11 protein-coding genes are annotated in these 15,715 nt (G+C 41.5%); 8 read left to right on the forward strand and 3 right to left on the reverse strand.

The window, feature by feature from the left end:
• Positions 1 to 392: 392 nt before the first annotated feature.
• Together HMPREF0645_RS10235 and HMPREF0645_RS10240 are read right to left on the reverse strand one after the other, a co-directional pair.
• Positions 393 to 1,511 (reverse strand): DUF6377 domain-containing protein, encoded by a 1,119-nt coding sequence (locus HMPREF0645_RS10235; protein WP_007174924.1) that lies wholly within the window; start codon positions 1,509 to 1,511, stop codon positions 393 to 395.
• A gap of 67 nt (positions 1,512 to 1,578) precedes the next feature.
• Complete coding sequence (locus HMPREF0645_RS10240) at positions 1,579 to 2,037, reverse strand: hypothetical protein (protein WP_044123514.1); 459 nt, start codon at positions 2,035 to 2,037, stop codon at positions 1,579 to 1,581.
• Between the two features lie 264 nt (positions 2,038 to 2,301).
• Between HMPREF0645_RS10240 and HMPREF0645_RS10245 the strand changes: the two genes are divergently transcribed.
• The 7 genes from HMPREF0645_RS10245 to HMPREF0645_RS10275 all read left to right on the forward strand — a co-directional run bounded on the left by HMPREF0645_RS10245 (position 2,302) and on the right by HMPREF0645_RS10275 (position 11,082).
• Positions 2,302 to 3,330, forward strand: a complete 1,029-nt coding sequence (locus HMPREF0645_RS10245) for a hypothetical protein (RefSeq protein ID WP_007174926.1) — start codon at positions 2,302 to 2,304, stop codon at positions 3,328 to 3,330.
• Between the two features lie 7 nt (positions 3,331 to 3,337).
• On the forward strand, positions 3,338 to 4,726 hold the full coding sequence (dcuC, locus tag HMPREF0645_RS10250; RefSeq protein WP_007174927.1) for a C4-dicarboxylate transporter DcuC: 1,389 nt from the start codon (positions 3,338 to 3,340) through the stop codon (positions 4,724 to 4,726).
• A gap of 19 nt (positions 4,727 to 4,745) precedes the next feature.
• On the forward strand, positions 4,746 to 5,891 hold the full coding sequence (gene iadA / locus HMPREF0645_RS10255; protein ID WP_007174928.1) for a beta-aspartyl-peptidase: 1,146 nt from the start codon (positions 4,746 to 4,748) through the stop codon (positions 5,889 to 5,891).
• 85 nt (positions 5,892 to 5,976) lie between these two features.
• Complete coding sequence (locus tag HMPREF0645_RS10260; protein WP_156777902.1) at positions 5,977 to 7,341, forward strand: porin; 1,365 nt, start codon at positions 5,977 to 5,979, stop codon at positions 7,339 to 7,341.
• A 6-nt stretch (positions 7,342 to 7,347) separates the two neighbouring features.
• On the forward strand, positions 7,348 to 8,871 hold the full coding sequence (locus tag HMPREF0645_RS10265; protein ID WP_007174930.1) for a M14 family metallopeptidase: 1,524 nt from the start codon (positions 7,348 to 7,350) through the stop codon (positions 8,869 to 8,871).
• A 20-nt stretch (positions 8,872 to 8,891) separates the two neighbouring features.
• Entirely contained in the window at positions 8,892 to 10,139 is a 1,248-nt protein-coding gene (locus tag HMPREF0645_RS10270; protein WP_007174931.1) for a hypothetical protein, read from the forward strand.
• Between the two features lies 1 nt (position 10,140).
• On the forward strand, positions 10,141 to 11,082 hold the full coding sequence (locus HMPREF0645_RS10275) for a hypothetical protein (protein ID WP_007174932.1): 942 nt from the start codon (positions 10,141 to 10,143) through the stop codon (positions 11,080 to 11,082).
• 194 nt (positions 11,083 to 11,276) lie between these two features.
• Here HMPREF0645_RS10275 and HMPREF0645_RS10280 read toward each other — a convergent pair whose 3' ends face one another.
• Entirely contained in the window at positions 11,277 to 12,524 is a 1,248-nt protein-coding gene (locus HMPREF0645_RS10280) for an ATP-binding protein (RefSeq protein WP_007174933.1), read from the reverse strand.
• A gap of 606 nt (positions 12,525 to 13,130) precedes the next feature.
• On the opposite strand from HMPREF0645_RS10280, the gene HMPREF0645_RS10285 reads away from it, so the two are divergent.
• Positions 13,131 to 15,449, forward strand: a complete 2,319-nt coding sequence (locus HMPREF0645_RS10285) for an outer membrane beta-barrel protein (protein WP_007174934.1) — start codon at positions 13,131 to 13,133, stop codon at positions 15,447 to 15,449.
• Positions 15,450 to 15,715: the final 266 nt, after the last annotated feature.

Genomic DNA, 15,715 nt, shown 5'->3' on the forward strand with positions numbered 1-15,715 from the left:
CCAAATTGGCTGCGATTACAGCCTTTCGGCATCGCGTTTAGGCCTCGCATGCGACGCGTCGACAGCCTCGTCGCCGTTCGTTTAAGGCTTAACCGCACCGCCGATCGATATCCAACCGCAGGAAATAAAACTATAACGAAAAGCCCTTATTTTGCAATCCGCTGACTGTCAGAGTCTTGTAAACCCCGCTATTTTTCGCGTATTTCGTGCCACGTGGTTTATGTTTTGAAATCCGCGAAACTGAGCGCGCCTTTTGTCAGAAATATTACACCGAAATTACGTAAGGAGTAATGTTACTATCCTCCTTATAAACGGGAAAATGAAAGATGTTTAGCTGTCAAACATTTTGAAATCTTAAACAGAAAAGTTATCAGGGATAGAACTTCACTTTTCTACACTGTCAATCCGATCTTCATAATTTGATTCTCAAAGTCATCCCTGTCTTTTATTGCTCCGTTCTTTGTTCTTGCCCTATAGGCATAGATGGAATTAGGAGCATAGTTCAGAAACTCGGCAATGTTTGAACTTCCATTTATTCCGAGCCGAATGAGGGCGAAAATTCTAAGGGTAGTGTTCATTTGCTCACCTCTTTTAGGCGTTATTCGGGCTTCCGGTTTTAACATTGCATTAAATTCTTCCACGAAGTTGGGGTATAAGTTGAGGAATACTTTATCAAAATGTTTAAGAAGCATTTTTCGTTCATCTTCTTTCATTTGTTCTGAGCTGGTTAGGTTGATAACCTCTTTTATCTGGTTAACTTTTAGTTTACGATTGATTTTTAACCTATAGTTGTCCATCTTTTCGATGTATTCCGAACAGATATGGAAGAAGTTTGTAATGTATTGATCTTTTACCCTATTAGAGTCAACGAGGCGTGTGTTGAGATTAGACAACCTTTTATTCAGTATGGCCAATTCTTCATAAGTTATTTTAAGACTATGTTGTGCAGCATTGGTTAATTTTCTTTCACGGAGCACAATGATTAATGAGAGTAGGAGGAAAATGATAGATAACAGAGTTGCACACAGTAACCATGTGACAGTAGAGTTTACTTTGCCCAGCTTTGTTCTGTATTCTTGACTAATCTGAGTTAGTATTGGAGTGACCACCCAACTTCTTTTATGTGTGCTGAACTGAGATATATTTTGCCAAGAACATTCCACATAAGAAAATGCATGGTCGATATCGCCGTCATTGTTCATAATTTCAGCCAAGTTCCAAAGTGCTACTTGATTCATCATGGCGCTTTGCAACTCATTGATAGAGGCAACAGCTAGCCAATACTTCTGCATATCCTTGTTGTTATAAACACGATATATTTCTGATCTGTAATATGCCATTGTAGCATAACTCTGAGTACCCTGTTTGCAATTTAACATCCATTCATCGTTTATTTGCATGGCATCTTGATAGTTGGCATTGTGGAAATTGGTGATGCAACGGCGCTGATAATACAGTTTGTTGACCGGTTTCAGAGTGATATTAACCGAGTCAAGATATTTCCTTGCCATCTCGCTATATAGTCTATGCAATTTTTTGTCGTGACCATACAGTGCCAATTCCCTGTAAAGGTGATTCTTATAATAGTAATAGGTATTCAGTTGTTCGGTATTGAGTACATTTGGATCTGCGGCCTCCAGGTAGTGTTGCGCTTCGTTGAAATATCCCGAAACAACATATTGATGACCTATGAGCGTGTTGCAATACGCCTGTAGGTTTGTCTTTTTTTTTTTCAGCTAAGTCAAGACAACAGAATAAATAATGCAGAGCAGAGTCATTATCAAACGCCCGGTAGTCAAGATAACATTGAAAGGCAGTTTGATATTTCTGTTCAGCCGATTTTGCACTCAACCATTGTTTACGATGAACTGAAATTTCTTTCAGTTTTGTTTTCTTATAGGTAGCAGAGTTTTTGATAGTTTCGTCGAGTTTCTGGTAAACAGAGTCCAGCATAACCGACTGTGCATGGCAGTTTGTATATTTCGAAACAATGCCAATAAAAAGCAAAACTAAAACAATGTGATGTACACTTTTCATATTTTGTTTCTTTATTCATTCATGCAAAGTTACTATATTATCTTATATAAAAGCTAAAAAATTGAAATAAATCGATACTATAACAATATTTTATCGAAATAAATCTATATTTTTCGTATTCTAAAATTATTATAATTACTTTAAATATCAATAAGTTAAATAAATATTATAGTTTTAATTTCAGTATTTTTATCCATATACTTCGAATAGTAGAATAACATTATATTAATTTTGTTCCCATAACTCAAGACCTAATTTTTTAATATGAAAGCAAATAAGATATTTAATTTTTTAGGTGCTATTTCTATTCAGATTTTAGCATGCTCTTTTTTATTATTAAGTTGCACGACCGACGATGTGGAGTCAGAATTAATAGACGAAAATATTCCACAGAAAGTCATATTCGATTTTACATCGGATACCGCAATTAAGGGGTGGGGTATAGTCATTCCTGATGGCAGCGCAGGTACTGAAATTTCAAGTATTTCGCAGGACGGTGTCTCTATCAGAGCCACTCATGGTGATGCCAAGAATCATGCTCGTATTTATGCTACTGGATCCGGGGTGCTCGATTTGAGAGTGTATGCAGGAGACGTACTGACATTTGAAGCTCCTAATGGTTATATTATAACAGCCATGCAGTGGACGTCTCAGAACACTACTACGATTAATGAATGGATACCAAGCTGCGGAACTATAGCAGAAGGTGTTTGGACGCCCCCAACGGATGGTACTGTTAACAGTGTGTCGTTTAAGGCCACTGGAACGACGCGAATGAATGTGCTGACGGTTACTTATGAAAAGGGTGTTGCCACATTAAAACCTACAGTAACGCCAGCCCCAGAACCTGAGCCGGAAGATCCTATCAGTGTGTCATTAGATTTTACGTCGGCCGATGCCATACAATCTTGGGGGTATGAAGTTCCGGGCAAGAGTTCGGGAATACTGCTTGACCGTCCTTTAGTAATTAAAGGTTTCACGCTTACTCCACACAACGCGAAAGACGCGACTGATAAGACGAGCATACGTTTTTATACATCCAAGGGTGGAGCAACTGATTTGCGTATATATAAAGGTGATGCTATCACATTGAGTGTAGAGGAAGGCTACTCTATTACATCGTTGTCGTGGACTTCGGCAAATATGGATAATATTGATTCTTGGGCTGTAGACTCGGGCACGATAAGCAGTGGCGTATGGAAAGGTGAAGATAGTAAGAAATGCACTAGCGTTACACTTACGGCTACAGGAACAACACGCATAAACGTGTTAAGCATGACCTACGAAAAATAAGAGAGGTATGATATATATTGGAACCATAGTTTCTTTCCTATTCATCATTATAGTTGCCTATGCACTGACGCATAAGTACAATCCGCAGATTGTATTACTGTTGGCTGGTCTGATAATGCTTGGTACCAGTATGTCATTGGGATTGTATTCTATAGATGTTGAGCGCGATCTGTCTGGGAAATCTACAGGTTGGACTGTTTTCGACCTTTTTTTAATGATTAAGCAGGTGATGGGTACAAACCTGATGCGAGTTGGTATAATGATCATGACTATAGGCGGATATGTAGCATACATGAAGACTATTCAGGCAAGCACAGCTCTCGTTTATGTTTCTATGCGGCCGCTGATGCTACTCAGACGAGTGCCTGATATAGCTGCCATTCTTGTGATACCGATTGGTCAAATGCTTTTTATCTGTACGCCAAGTGCGGCGGGTTTAGGACTGCTACTCGTTGTGTCGATCTTTCCAATTCTCGTGAATTTGGGAGTGAGCAGACCCACTGCGGTATCGGTTATCTCTGCCTGTACAATTTTTGATATGGGACCCGGTTCTGCTAATACAGCACGTTCGGCAGAACTTGCTGGAATGACTAACATGGAATATTTTGTTGAGCACCAATTGTCTTTGGTAATTCCTGTCACTATATTTTTAATGGTGGTGTACTACTTCAGTAATCGTTATTTTGACAGAATAGATCGTGCGAAAGGTGTCATTACAAATGAGAAGATGGATGTGAAGACAATGAAAGTTGATGTCCCGTTGATTTATGCTATACTTCCCGTACTCCCGTTAGTGCTTCTTGTAACGTTCTCAAGTTATTTTCAGCCGTTTGGTAGACCAATAGTGCTCGATACGACCACAGCCATGTTTATCTCATTGATAGTTGCATTGATTTTCGAAATGATCCATTATCGTTCACTGAAAGGAGCTCTTGTTCAGATAAAATCATTTTGGACGGGTATGGGCAACGTGTTTGGTAAAGTTGTGACCCTCATTATTGCTGCAGAAATATTTTCTAAGGGACTTATATCTTTAGGTTTTATTGATGTCCTCGTAGCTGGCTGCACTCATTTAGGCTTCCCGGGAATTGCTGTCAGTATCGTTATCATTGCTGTAATCTTTATGGCAGCGATTTTGATGGGAAGTGGTAATGCCTCGTTCTTCTCGTTTGGTCCTTTGGCACCTGGAATCGCTTCTAAGGTAGGTATGCAACCTGTTGATATGCTTTTGCCGATGCAGCTATCTTCGTCTATGGGTAGGGCTATTTCTCCCATAGCTGGGGTAATTGTAGCTATAGCAGAAGTTGCAGGAATTAAGCCAGTAGAGTTGGTGAGGCGTAATGCTTTGCCCCTTACGTTAGGCCTTATGATTATGATCTTAATACATTATATTTAATACAATAAACATCATCGATATGCTTACCCTGATTAAGAATACACATTTATATACTCCTGAATACTGCGGAGTGAAGGACTTGTTGCTGTGTGGCGAAAAGCTTGTTGCCATAGGAGAACATCTTAACGTTACCGGTACGCAGACTCAAGAGATTGACGCACAAGGATTGAATTGTATGCCGGGACTAATTGACCAACACGTCCATATAATTGGTGGCGGTGGACAAACTGGCTATTTTTCGCTCGCTCCAGAGATCAGCCTCTCCACGCTCATAAAATGTGGGACGACAACTGTAGTCGGTTTGCTTGGCACAGATGGATTCGTCAAGACGCTACCACAACTGTATGCTAAAACGAAAGCACTGTGTCAAGATGGAATTTCAGCTTATATGTTGACGGGTTTTTACGGATTACCTACACCTACCATTACTTCCTCAATAGCTGAGGATATGATATATCTGGACAAATGTATCGGATGTAAGATTGCGATGAGCGATGACAGGTCGTCGCATCCAACGAAGTTAGAATTGCTGCGAATTATTCAGCAAGTGCGACTCGGTGGCTTTACTTCGGCAAAAGGAGGTGTTATGCACGTTCATTTGGGAGCATTACCCTCTAAGATAGATTTATTGTTGGAAATTGCAAAAGAGTTCCCAAGCCTTATCTCCTATATTTCTCCTACTCATATGGGCAGAACGCACGACTTGTTTTTACAGGCTATAGAATTTGCCAAGCTTGGAGGGATGGTAGATATCAGTACAGGAGGTACAAAATATACGGATCCTCACCTGACCGTGATGGAGGGCTTGGAAAGAGGAATAAACATCAACCAGATGACATTTTCGAGCGACGGTAATGCTGGGGTTCGTCGTAAGAATTCCGAGACTGGTGAAGATACATATAAAAAAGCACCTTTGCACAAGAATCTCGAACAGGTTGTTGCCTTGATCAAGGAAGATGGCATGAGCCCGAGTGAGGCTTTTAAGCTCATCACTGTAAATCCAGCAAAGAACATGAAATTGAAGAGTAAGGGTAGAATAGCAGAGGAACTTGATGCCGACTTTACTCTCTTTGATGACCAATGGCAGCTTCAGGAGGTCTGGGCACGCGGAACACGAATGATGCATGAAGGAACGGTCATAAAAAAAGGCAACTTCGAAGAGTAGATCGAGCCTCTGTGTTGTTAGTAATAATGTTTAATTACACATAAGATGTTATATGGCGTTTCTAAATAATAAACTTCTATGTTCGATGATTGCATTGATGCTGATATGCCTTCCCTCCTATAGCCAGGAAGAGTTGGATGACATGGACATGAGTGAGGAGATGGAAGCAATCGACAGCGATGAGGACGAAGGATTAACCTCATACATTGGCCACTACAGGTTAGGAGATGGAATTAATCTTATATCGCCTAACGGCGGCAACTTAAATATATCCGGATTGGTACAGGCAACAGCCAATGTTAGGAAATACAAGGACGTGGATAAAACGTACAATCGCTTTCGCATTCGTCGTGCGCGTCTGCGTTTCAACGGCATAGCATTGCACGGCAAACTACGTTATCGCCTTGCTCTTGATATGGTTAAAGGAAGTGAAACCGATACAGAAGGAGCTGGGTCTATGTTACACGATGCCTTTGTTAGTTATAGGCCATGGGGCGACAATCGCATGCAAATTTCTTTCGGACAGCGTTCAACGCCTACTGATAATATAGAGTTGACAATGGCGTCGCATACCCTTTCCTTTGTTGAACGAAGCAAGATAACCTCTGTTTTTAGTACCATACGTGAGATAGGACTATTTGTGGATGCAAGCAGAAAACTTCCATTTCTGCCAGGTGTCATCCGTCCTTCTATTGCTATAACTGATGGAGATGGTCCTGTGTCTGGCAAAAAGCGCTATGAGGGACTGAAATACGGTGCCCGTATCAACTATTTGCCTTTTGGCACATTTCGCCGTTACGGTCAGAGTAGAGAGGGAGATATGGCGTATGAGTTCACACCTAAGCTTTGTGTTGGGGTTGCCTATAGCTATGCGACAGGAGTAAGTGACAGGCGTGGCGGTCGCTCATCGGGCGACATTCTCTATATGAATGATAAAAAACGTTACGAATTACCGGATATGGGAAAATTCGTTGCCGATATTAATTTTAAGTATTGTGGTTTTTCTGCTCTGGCAGAGTTTGCTAAAACTTGGGGCTATGTGCCCAACGGAATTACTGCAAGAGTTCGTAATGACGGCTCAACAGCTACTGATTTCAAGGTGGAGGGACTCAAGGGAGACCACCCGGAAGAGTATATTAAAGCCAAAATGCTGCTTGGATGGGGTGTAAATGTTCAGATGGGGTATATGTTTAGGAATCTTTGGAGCATTGATGCAAGATATACCCATATTGGAGCTGACAAGTATTCTTTTCTTAATAACGACCTGTACTATAATCGCCCCGACTATGCCGATGTCGGTATTACCAAATACTTAACGCGCAACTACGCCAGTAAGATACAGTTGACGGTCGGTTGGACCAGACCTAAAGGTGAGGGACGAACTCCTGATGGTCGCAATCATTCCGGCAACGAGTGGAGTGCCGATCTCATGTATCAATTAAAATTCTGATAAAGTATGAAAAAGTATAGCTTGTTATTCTCGTTCATTGCTATTTCGTTATGCGCTTTTGCTCAGCAGCCACGTAAGGTGACACGTACATGGTTTGCCAATCCCGATGTAAGGATAGAAACACCGGCATTTACCGGCGGTGGGTATTACACTTCATATAAGACGATGATGAAATATCTTCATAATGAGGTGGATTCCAATCCTGGCCTAATGAAAATGGAACTTGTTGGAAAAAGTCAAAAAGGCAAAGCAATACCTTTGATCACGATAAGCAATAACAAACAATCGGCAGAAAAGTTACGTATTCTTTATATCGGATGTCTTCATGGCAATGAACATGCTGGAACAGAAGGGCTTATGTGGTATATTCATAATCTTGCAAAAGACAGGGAATTGAATAGTTTGCTCGAGAAATGTGATTTTTATATCATGCCTATGGTGAATATTGACGGGTCTGAAGCTGATATGCGGTATGCAAACAACGGAATCGACCTTAATAGAGATCAAACCAGATTGTCGACGGTGGAAAACCAAGCGCTTCATACTGTTGCGGCCAGAGTAAAACCTCATGTGTTCATAGATTTTCATGAGTATAAACCACTGCGTGCTAATTATGATGAAGTATCAGATCGCATCATTTCCAATGCTAATGATTTTATGTTCCTTTACAGCTCAAATCCCAATGTATATCCCGGATTGACAAAATTAGTGGAAGAGAACTTTATTCCTAATGCAAAGTCTATGGCTAAAACATGGGGATTGAAAAGTGCTATTTATTTTACGACTAAGACAGAGGGCGGGCGAGTAGTAATGAACGTCGGAGGGCATTCGACGCGTTCGTCAAGCAACATTATGGCCTTGCGCGGATGTGTGTCCATGCTTATGGAAATACGAGGGGTTGGACTTGGAGGGTCTTCCTATCTGCGACGGGTCAATACGGTCTATCAGCTTGCTCGGTCATATGCACAGACGGCATATGACAATGCCAACGAACTAAAACAGACGGTTGAGAACGCAGCCATGCAGAATCGGCCCATCGTTACAGCATACAGGGTGCCCGTTACGAAGTGTTATCCTTGTGATTTTATAGATTTGCTGAAAAACAAACAACTCACAATCCCGGTGGATGCTCATGTAGCTAAACATGTGGAAGTGATAAAGGAAGTGGTACGACCAAAGGCTTACATTATTGGTGGCGATGAAAAGAAGGCCATAGAGTTGGTAGATAAGTTTGGCATAAATTATGAGATAATCAAGAAAGCTACAGCGATGCAGGTGGAGATATATACGGTGAAATCACAGCGCACACAGAAGACGGAGATACTAAATATGCATCCAGTGTCGGTTAAGACGGCAGTAGCTGACGCAACTATTAGAGTCCCTGCAGGTAGTATAGTTATTCCCATGAATCAGCCGCTGTCTACGCTGGCTGGTATTCTTCTTGAACCAGAGTGTGCTAATGGTTTTGTTAATTTTCATGTCATCGATACTGGGGTCGGCGAAACGCTACCTATATATAGAGTAAAATAATAAAATGTAAATACACGACAATGATAGCTAAAGATATGATAAACAAGATTATTTTGTCAACAATACTTTGTTCCGGCGTAATCCTATCTTGGGGACAGTCACTTAACAGTGAAACGGAAAAAACACTTACTGACGGTATCCTGAATCTCAATTTAGGGGGTAAGGATAATCATGTGAGGATAGGTGGATATATATCAGCAGGAGGACACTTCACCGAAATAAAGAATGATGCTAACAGCAATGGGTTGAATGTAGATCATGCTTTTTTCAATGTGGAGGGTTTTTTCCTTCATCAGAAGTTAGGATTATTCCTTCAAGCGGATTTCACAGAGGGATATCCACTACTTGATGCTTATGCTTCGTATAGGCCAGTTGATAATCTTGTACTGACTTTCGGACAGAAGCAGACGTTTACCAACACTCGTGACATGATGTTGCGCGATCAGAGTACAGCCAATGGTGAGCATTCTGTGATGAGTAAATCATTCAACAATTCGGGACGAGAGCTTGGATTTTATGCCGAATACCGTATGAGATCAAATACCGTTGGAGCCGATTTCGGTATAGCGGTTACGTCGGGTGACGGTAAGAACTCATTTGGTTCAACCAGTGCCGATGTAGATTGTGGCGGATTGAAATATGGAGGTCGTGTCACTATCTATCCCAATGGATATTTCAAAAGAGGTAACGAATATGTATTCTATGATTTTGCCCGAGAAACGAGCCCTAAGGTTGCTATTGGCGCGGCTTTCAGTTATAACGACGGAGCAAGCAATGCAGTGGGCGAAGGACACGGTGATTTTAGAATGTATGACAAAGAGGGTAAACTTGCATATCCAGACTTGAGGAAATTTTCTGCTGACATTTTGTTGAAGTGGGCAGGTTTTACGTTGCTTGCCGACTATACAAATACTACTGCGACAAAACTTCAGAATCTATACACTGCAGCAAGTGTCGCTTCAAAACTTCAACCGGAAGAGATTTCGCAAATGTTGGCTTTGGGCAATGGTGTGGATGTGCAGATGGGATATATTACTAAAAATGGATGGGCTTTTAATACGGCTTACAGTTATGTGAAACCAGAGTTTGCTGAAGTAGAAAATTCGGCGTTAAGGAAAAATTATGCATGGGATGTAGGAGTTGCTAAATACTTTTGCGGTAATACCCTCAAATTGCAGCTACTTGGCAACTATACTCACTATCGAACGGTTATTATGGAGCCGTATAAGGAACGTTCAGTCAAAATGAATATTCAACTCTTGTTCTGATATGAAACACATATTTTACAGCTTAGTTCTTATATTGCTATTTTTCTCTATGTCTTCATGCTGGAAAGATGATGTATTATTGGAGGATGGCAAAAGCGGTGATGATGTAAGTACCTCGCTATCGCTCATTCAAGATAACACGCCCCATACATTCAACTATGGCGAATTGCCTACGCTAGCTGACAAACCAATCAAAGTGCATTATCTGCTGCCCTCGGCCGGCGATGTCAGCCGGATGCCAATTCTGTTTATTTTCCCAGGAGAGTCACGCGATGCGGATATTCATCTTGAGTATTTTTCTAGCTGGGCAAAAAAGAATAGGGTAATGATCTTTGCCTTTGAGTTCCCAGTAGCTTATTATCCAAGTACTACGGAGTATATTCTTGGTGGAATAAACAAATCACAGAGCAATGTCGGTATATTGGCAAAGGCCAGTTGGAACTTTAACTATGTGGAAGCCATATTTGACGCAGTGAAGCTACTTACCAAGTCAATACAGACCTCATACGATATGTGGGGACATTCCGCGGGAGGGCAATTTGTTCATCGTTTCTGCACCTTCATGGAGACGACACATGTGAATCGTGCAGTTGCTGCTAATTCAGGTTGGTACACATTGCCGGATGCTAAGGAATCGTTTCCCTATGGCTATAAAGAGATTACCGATGTGAAATGGAATAAGCAGCTTCCAAGACTCTTAGCGCGGAATTTTTATGTGCAGTTGGGTGGAAATGATACCAGCACTTCAGGACTTAACAATAAAGAGGGCTCTGTGGCTCAAGGTTCAAACCGATTGGAACGCGGCAAATTTTATTATACAACTTCACAGTCGATAGCAAAAAATAATGGTGTTTCTTTTAATTGGAAGCTATCTATAGTGTCGGGAGTTGGACATGAGCCAGAGAAGATGGCTAAAGCTGCCATGGAGATATTCACTTATTAAAATAGGAATCGCATTTTTATAGATTCCTTTAAACCAGAGTTCGGGATAAGAAAGTCTCGAACTCAGGTTAACAATAATCTGCATTTTACTGGAAACATCCGTCAGGCTCTTATTGTTGCCAAGGTCAAATAGAACATCTTCAATGAGCTTCTTTGTATCCATATCTTGAATGTATCCGTGTCAATCAAAAAGGTCTACGTCAACCACTTCCACACAGGAACCACGGGTATTTCCTCTTCCGTGCCCTCCTCATCGTAAGTAATCAGCAGGCACTTCCAGTCCTCGTGCGCTTTGGCATACTTGACCAGTGGTGACACCTCCCTGTTGTAAGTGGTCTCATCCTTGATACTGTAGGACACTTGTATAGCAAGCTTCTCATCAGGCACAACGAAGTCTATCTCCTTCTCCGCATTCAGGAAAAACACATTCTTTTTGCCATACCGCCTGCACAGTTCTACCGCCACCATGTTCTCTAATAGCGATGTCTCTGAGTTCATCAGGAACAGGTTCAGTAAGCCGTTATCAACGAAGTAGTATTTCTTCTGCGTCTCCTTCTCCGTCAGCTTCCCAATCTCATTCTCCATGGGCAATATCAGCCAACTGTCAGCGGCATAATCCGCATAGTCTATCGTGGTAGGCACACTGATGGGCGACCCCGTTGCCACTATCACGTTCCTCAACCTGTTATACGACAGCGGTTGCTTCACGCTCTCTGCCATCTTCTTAATCAGAATGTTCAACACCCTGTCGTTCTTAATATTGTTCCGGGCACAGATGTCACCCAGGTAGATCTTCTGGTACAAGCTCGAAAGCATAGCCCGCTTGTTCTTAAACGACAGGATCTCTGGCAGACCACCGTAATAGAAGTACTCATTCAGATATCGCTTCACTTCGCTTCTTTGAATCGTGTCATACTCCCAATGCTCCCTCAGTTCTACCTGCTGAGCTACGAGATACTCCTTGAATGAATATGGGTATGCATCGCAGATAAAGAACCGTCCGCCCAACGTAGTTGCCACCTCCTTGCTCAGCATCTTTGCATTGCTACCTGTCACATACACCCTGTATTTCGCATCAGCCAACCTACGCACGAACTTATCCCAATGCGGAATGTTCTGCACCTCGTCCAAAAACACTACTGGCTTCTTACCATACAATTCCAGATGGGCTTCCAACAGACTGTTAAAGTCTTCCGCCTGGAATTCAGCCAGACGCTCATCTTCAAAGTCCACAAACAGAATCTCGTCCCATCCCTTTCCTTCCGCCTGCAGCTGACGCACGCGCTGATACAGCAGATACGACTTACCCGCATGTCTCACGCCAACTATCACATAATTGCCATTCTCTTCAAAGTCGATGGGTCGGTTCACAATCTCCGCCTCATCCACTTCGCGCTGCTTACTAATCAGGCACTGTTTGATGACATCTTTACGAATACTCATATAAATTATATTTAATAAGAATATTGCAATCTTATAAAGTTCAGTTTACAAAGTTAGGCATTTTCTATAAAACAAAATTAATAACCTTCGATTTTTTATAATATTTTACCCCCCTTTCCTTCAAGGCGATAACTATTCAGCAGTAGTTGCCAAGTAGATTGTATGAAGTAAAATTATTAGAAAAGTTTGGCATAGGAACTTAAATTTATTTATATTTGCATTATGTTGTACTTGGTTAAGGATAATAAAGATTTTAACAAAAAGAAGAAAGGAAAATAATATGGGAGCAATTATCGTTTCAATTTTCGTGTCTGTCGTTGCGTGTGTAGGCGGTATTTACTTCTACATTCAAGACCACAAATCTGAACACAACGAGGCTAACGCCTGATGTTTTTGATTTGTACGAAAACGAAAGCGAGTGCCGAGATTCGGTACTTTGCTTTGACTATCCTAAAGTACATTCCTCGCCCCTTGCGATGAACATTAGCGTACGCTTCTCATTGAACATCTTACAAAACTTACACATCACGCTTGTCGATATTTAACGTAGTGTTGATGTTGGAGACAGATGATAAATGATACCTACCATCCATCATATCTAAGTCTATGAAACCAAAGTTTATCCTTCTTATAATGGTTTTCCTGTATAGTATGACCTCGTCGGCACAGTACTATAAAGGGAAAGTATGTGATGCAGAGAGCAAGCAGCCGCTGATGGGTGCGACGGTACAATTGTTTAACAGAAAGAATCATTTTGTTTGTGGTGCAGTGACAGATCCAGATGGTCTTTTCTCGATGCAAACCCCTAAGGATACTGTTACCAAGGTGACGGTATCTTACGTCGGATATGCGCGATTGATGGTGCATGACGAGAAAAGGTTGTCTGAAGAACTTGGTATCATCATGCTTCAGCCGGGACAAACACTTGCTGATGTGGAGATTAAGGGGCAATTGAAAAAACAAAGTATTGACACGGATCAGTATTTGGTGACCGATTCCATGAGACAAGGAACGCAGAATGCAGCGCAACTTTTAGCCAAACTCCCCGGTGTGAGAAGGGATTGGGTTACCGACGAAATCCAAATTAACGGGGAGACGGATGTGGTGCTCGTGGTGAATGATGTGGAAAAGCCCCAGAACTATATTCGGGAAATAAATCCCAAACGAATAGCCTACATCAATGTAACCTATCGTCCCGGTGGTAAGTATGCCGGGCATGCCGTTTTGGTGAACCTTAAGCTGAAAGACGACTATGTTGGTTGGGATTTCACGCCTCACACGCGCGATGCCCTTTTCATCAATAACAAGAATGGTGGTTTCCTTACTTTTTACGCGCCATTCACCTATTCATTGAACAAATGGAATTTTTATGTTTCGCCTAATTATAAGGTAAATCATAGAAAAAATGCCTCGAGCATCGAAACCGAATATACAGATAGATATAAAAAGAAGTCGCTGGGTGAAGTAGACTTGGCGCACCCCAACGAGGTTCTTTATTATTATCAGCCCTCCATAACGGTTGGTGCTGACTATATGGTGAGCAAAGGGCATACACTCTCATTGCAGATGAATGGAGAATGGACCAAGTCCAAGAATAAAACCAACTACGATTTGGAAAGGACCGATTCAGGACTGACGAGTCGGGCGAGTCAAGAATCGCATGACAAATATAAGACAGACGACTATACCGTAGGACTATTCTATAGCGGACAAATCAAGAAATTGAATATCAAAAGCGACATCTCATACAATAATTATTCCATCAACGAAGACAGACTGTACCGGGAAACAGGCACGGATGACAATGAGAACCTAACGCATGGAAAGAAGCATTTCATCAGGTATTTCTTCAATCTCACTTTCCCCTTTGCAAAAAAATGGAACTTCTATATCGACTATTCCCTGATTTGGCGAAAATATATCAATACCAATCGGGCGACAAACGAGAACATATATACATCCATCAATAACCGAAACCGTGTGGGATCCATGCTGTCGTATCAGCCGGTGGATAATTTCAGCATCCGAGTCGGCATGGGATGGAACAATGTCATCGATAGAAATAGCGCAGGACGTGTTAGTCATACAACTTGGGAACCAGGAGGGTGGCTTTTCTGGAAACCATTCGAAAAACTGACATGCAGAGTGAACTATACCTGCGATACGAGCTACCCCAGTCTTGACCAACTATCCTCCAACCAATATCGTGTGGACAGATGGATGTTACACCAAGGCAATCCCTTCTTGAAGCAGACAGTTCAGCATCATATATATTCCACATTGACCTTTGATAAGTGGTTCACGGTCTATCAAAGAACACTTGTCACAAAGGATGGCATTTATTCCATTTATAACAAAGGCAATGACGGAATGATTACCGAGAGTAACTTTAATGCAAACGAATCTCAGTTTATTTATGGCATTACAGGGCAGTATCAATTGATGAAAGGATTGATGCTTAATGAGGATGTCAGCTTTTTCACGGAAAAGTTAAAAAATGACGCATACGGATGTAATGTGGAAGGACATGGTGTTATGGTTCGTTCAGAACTAAATTATATGTTGCAACGTCAGAAGTTAAACTTCCGTGTCTCGCACATTTATATCTATAATAAGGAGGCCATTTTCCAAGGAGATAATGTATGGGGAATGAATACGATGATGTTTACGGCGGTGCGTGCCTTCTTGAAGGGAAAGCTGCCGGTTGCCATCAACCTTGCGGTTCCAATAGATAATATGAATAACAAACGGTACAATAGTACTTCGATAGACGGATACTCCACGAAAAGGTATTATACTGACCAAAATAATTCTGGGTTGGGTATTATGTTCGTTGCAAAGTATAATTTGGGAGGGGGCAAATCTACCCGAAAGAGTGACAACAGTTTTAACAACGATTCCGAAAAACAAACAGTAAACTTTTAGACGCAATGGAGAATCTAGATTTTGAGAAGAAACTGGAGGATATTCTAATCAAAGAGCAATCCGTCGGGCTGTTAACGGGAAAAATGGGGGTATGTGTCTATTTCTTTGTTATGAGCCATCATGATAAGCAGAGCCGATTTTATCATAAGGCACAGAAATGTCCGCCGGATTTCTTGCCACTTGGCTTGTGCAGCGTCTTCGTTCCCACAGGGTGATATTATAACAGTGACAATATAATAAGGTGTAATCTCTCACTTCCCCCTTCC

Source organism: Hallella bergensis DSM 17361, assembly GCF_000160535.1.
Taxonomy (GTDB): Bacteria; Bacteroidota; Bacteroidia; order Bacteroidales; family Bacteroidaceae; genus Prevotella; species Prevotella bergensis.

Bases quoted from the DNA above. Each gene is read 5' to 3' on its own strand.
- dcuC (WP_007174927.1), top strand. From the start codon at position 3,338: ATGATATATATTGGAACCATAGTTTCTTTCCTATTCATCATTATAGTT.
- HMPREF0645_RS10235 (WP_007174924.1), bottom strand. From the start codon at position 1,511: ATGGCAAGGAAATATCTTGACTCGGTTAATATCACTCTGAAACCGGTC.
- HMPREF0645_RS10260 (WP_156777902.1), top strand. From the start codon at position 5,977: ATGATTGCATTGATGCTGATATGCCTTCCCTCCTATAGCCAGGAAGAG.
- HMPREF0645_RS10280 (WP_007174933.1), bottom strand. From the start codon at position 12,524: ATGAGTATTCGTAAAGATGTCATCAAACAGTGCCTGATTAGTAAGCAG.
- HMPREF0645_RS10270 (WP_007174931.1), top strand. From the start codon at position 8,892: ATGATAGCTAAAGATATGATAAACAAGATTATTTTGTCAACAATACTT.
- iadA (WP_007174928.1), top strand. From the start codon at position 4,746: ATGCTTACCCTGATTAAGAATACACATTTATATACTCCTGAATACTGC.
- HMPREF0645_RS10245 (WP_007174926.1), top strand. From the start codon at position 2,302: ATGAAAGCAAATAAGATATTTAATTTTTTAGGTGCTATTTCTATTCAG.
- HMPREF0645_RS10240 (WP_044123514.1), bottom strand. From the start codon at position 2,037: ATGAAAAGTGTACATCACATTGTTTTAGTTTTGCTTTTTATTGGCATT.
- HMPREF0645_RS10285 (WP_007174934.1), top strand. From the start codon at position 13,131: ATGAAACCAAAGTTTATCCTTCTTATAATGGTTTTCCTGTATAGTATG.
- HMPREF0645_RS10275 (WP_007174932.1), top strand. From the start codon at position 10,141: ATGAAACACATATTTTACAGCTTAGTTCTTATATTGCTATTTTTCTCT.
- HMPREF0645_RS10265 (WP_007174930.1), top strand. From the start codon at position 7,348: ATGAAAAAGTATAGCTTGTTATTCTCGTTCATTGCTATTTCGTTATGC.